This window comes from Paraburkholderia sp. (assembly GCF_035501035.1).
Classification (GTDB): Bacteria; Pseudomonadota; Gammaproteobacteria; order Burkholderiales; family Burkholderiaceae; genus Paraburkholderia.
The window spans coordinates 1-2,766 of record NZ_DATJWR010000365.1 but is presented as its reverse complement, the minus strand read 5'-3'; the positions used below and the strand labels follow the sequence as shown (position 1 = coordinate 2,766).

The window sequence follows — 2,766 nt, the reverse complement described above, 5'->3', positions numbered from 1 at the left end:
AAACTGAAAAAGCAGTTTAACTCGGTGAAATACGCCGAGTATCCATGGCTCAAGGAGATCCACCGCGACGCCCACGCGGATGCGTTCGCGCGCCTGGGCAAGGCGTGGAACCAGTTCTTTAGCGATCTGAAAAACGGCAAGCAGGCCCATCCGCCAGTATTCAAGCGCAAGGGCCGTTGTGCCGACTCATTCTACGTCGCCAACGACAAACTGAGGCTCGGTGAACACGAGGTCAGGTTGCCGCTGATCGGCTCGGTGATGCTTAAAGAATCGCCCCGGTTTGGTGGCAAGATCCTGGGCGTCACGGTAATCCGTGAGGGCCACCGCTGGTTCCTGAGCGTGCAGTTTGACCTCCCGGTATCGATGCTCGCGCCCAAAGCCACGCGGGAGGCTATCGGTGTCGACCTGAACCTTGCGGAAATCGTGTGCTCGGATGGCACGCGGTACGCAACCCCGAGGCCACTCAAGGCCATCGCGCGCCGGATCACGATCCGCAGCCGCAGGGTGTCGCGCAAGGTCGAAGTTGCCAAGGCGGCGCTCGGGCTGAAAGGCAAAGCGATCCCGAAGGGAACGCGTTTGCCGCAATCGAACAATCAACGGAAGGCATCGCAAATGCTCTCGGCCACGCATTATCGTACCGGGTGCATTCGCCGTGACTTTCAGCACAAGACCACGACAGCCATTGCACGCAAAACCCACGCGGCGGTAGTCGAAGACTTGTCTGTCAAAGGCATGACGGCGTCAGCAAGCGGCACCGCTGAGCAACCGGGCAGCTGCGTCCGGCAGAAAGCCGGATTGAATCGCGCGATTCTCGACATCGGCTTCTACGAAATCCGGCGTCAGCTTACATACAAGCTCGCGCGCTTGAATCGAGAGATCCACGTTGCGGATCGCTTCTTTCCGAGCAGCAAGCGATGCAGTTGCTGCGGCAGCATCAACAGTAGCCTCACGCTCAAGGTTAGAACGTGGCGGTGCGCGACATGTGGCACTGTCCACGACCGCGACGACAATGCCGCGGCCAACCTCGAGCAGTGGGCAACCGATTCATCACTACGCGAGGCTTTCGCGAAAGTAACGCCTGTCAGCACTGGTGAAAACCAGGATCACGAGTCTGGGCCTGTAAGGAACTCGGGGCAGGAATCGTCTCTCCGTGAGGTGGGGCAGCGTGCGCAATTACGCACGTTTAGATAAGCAGACTTGAACGCCATGCAGCCGAACGATTCCGCCACCACCACCGGGGCTCGCCTCGTCGTCGATGCGCTCGTCGCCAATGGTGTCGAGCGCGTGTTCTGCGTACCGGGCGAGAGCTATCTCGCAGTGCTCGATTCGTTGTCCGACGAAACCGCGCGCATCGAGACCGTGGTGTGCCGTCACGAAGCGGCCGCGGCGAACATGGCGGAGGCAATCGGCAAGCTCACGGGCAAGCCCGGCATCGCGCTCGTCACGCGAGGGCCGGGCGCCACGCACGCGTCGATCGGCGTGCACACGGCGTTCCAGGACTCCACGCCGATGATCCTGCTGATCGGCCAGGTCGCGCGCGACCAGACGGACCGCGAGGCGTTCCAGGAGATCGACTATCGCCGCATGTTCGGCCAGATGGCGAAGTGGGTCGCGCAAATCGACGATGCGCGCCGCGTGCCGGAGTACATGAGCCACGCGTTCCATGTCGCGATCTCGGGCCGGCCGGGTCCGGTCGTGCTCGCGCTGCCCGAGGACATGCTGAGCGGCGCGATTCCCGCAGCCGAAGCGCAGCCCATCGCCCCAGCCGCGCAGCGTGTGCAGGCCTCGCCTTCCACGGCCCAGATGGCGCGGCTGCGCGAACTGCTCGCGGGCGCGAAGAAGCCGTTAGTGATCGCGGGCGGAAACGGCTGGAACACCCAGGCCTGCGCAGACTTTCAGCGCTTCGTCGAAAACTGGCAATTGCCCGTGGGTCTCGCGTTCCGCTTTCAGGACACGCTCAACAACGACCACCCGAACTACGCGGGCGACGTGGGCCTCGGCGTGAATCCCGCGTTGGCCAAACGCATTCGCGAAGCCGATGTGCTGCTCGCGCTCGGGCCGCGTCTGGGCGAAGCCACGACGGGCGGCTATACGCTCCTGGACATCCCCAAAACGAAACAGACGCTCATTCACGTGCACCAGGGCGCGGAAGAACTGGGGCGCGTGTATGCGGCCGACCTGCCCATCGTCTCCGGTCTCGCGGAAATCGCGGCGTTGCTCGCCGAGCTTCCCGCACCCGCTCAACCTGCGTGGGCCGGGAGCGCCGCGCAGGCGCACGAGGCGTGGCAGGCATGGCGCAAGCCGCTGCCGATGCCCGGCGACGTGCAACTGGGCGAAGTGATGGACCAACTGCGCGAGCGTTTGCCCGACGACGCGATCGTCACGAACGGCGCAGGCAACTACGCGACCTGGCTGCACCGGCACTTCGCGTACCGCCACTTCCGCTCGCAGCTCGCGCCCACGAGCGGCGCGATGGGTTACGGCGTGCCGGCCGCGGTCGCCGCGTCGTTGCTGCAGCCGCACCGCACCGTGATCAACCTGGCAGGCGACGGCGACTTCCTGATGACCGGTCAGGAGCTGGCCACGGCCACCGGCTACGGCGCGAAGAAGCTCATCAGCATCGTGGTGGACAACGGCACCTACGGCACCATCCGCATGCACCAGGAGCGCGAATACCCCGGCCGCGTGAGCGGCAGCGACCTCTTCAACCCCGACTTCGCCGCGCTCGCGCGCGCCTATGGCTGGTTCGCCGAACGCCTGGACAAG

At 64.5% G+C, this 2,766-nt stretch carries 2 protein-coding genes; both read left to right on the top strand.

The window, feature by feature from the left end; all coding sequences use genetic code 11:
* A partial coding sequence (locus VMJ11_RS26885) for a transposase (RefSeq protein ID WP_325623462.1) occupies nucleotides 1-1,191 on the top strand: 1,191 nt, incomplete at its 5' end.
* Nucleotides 1,192-1,206: 15 nt separating this feature from the next.
* Nucleotides 1,207-2,766, top strand: a 1,560-nt coding sequence (locus VMJ11_RS26880) for a thiamine pyrophosphate-binding protein (RefSeq protein ID WP_325623460.1), incomplete at its 3' end; no start/stop codon positions are given.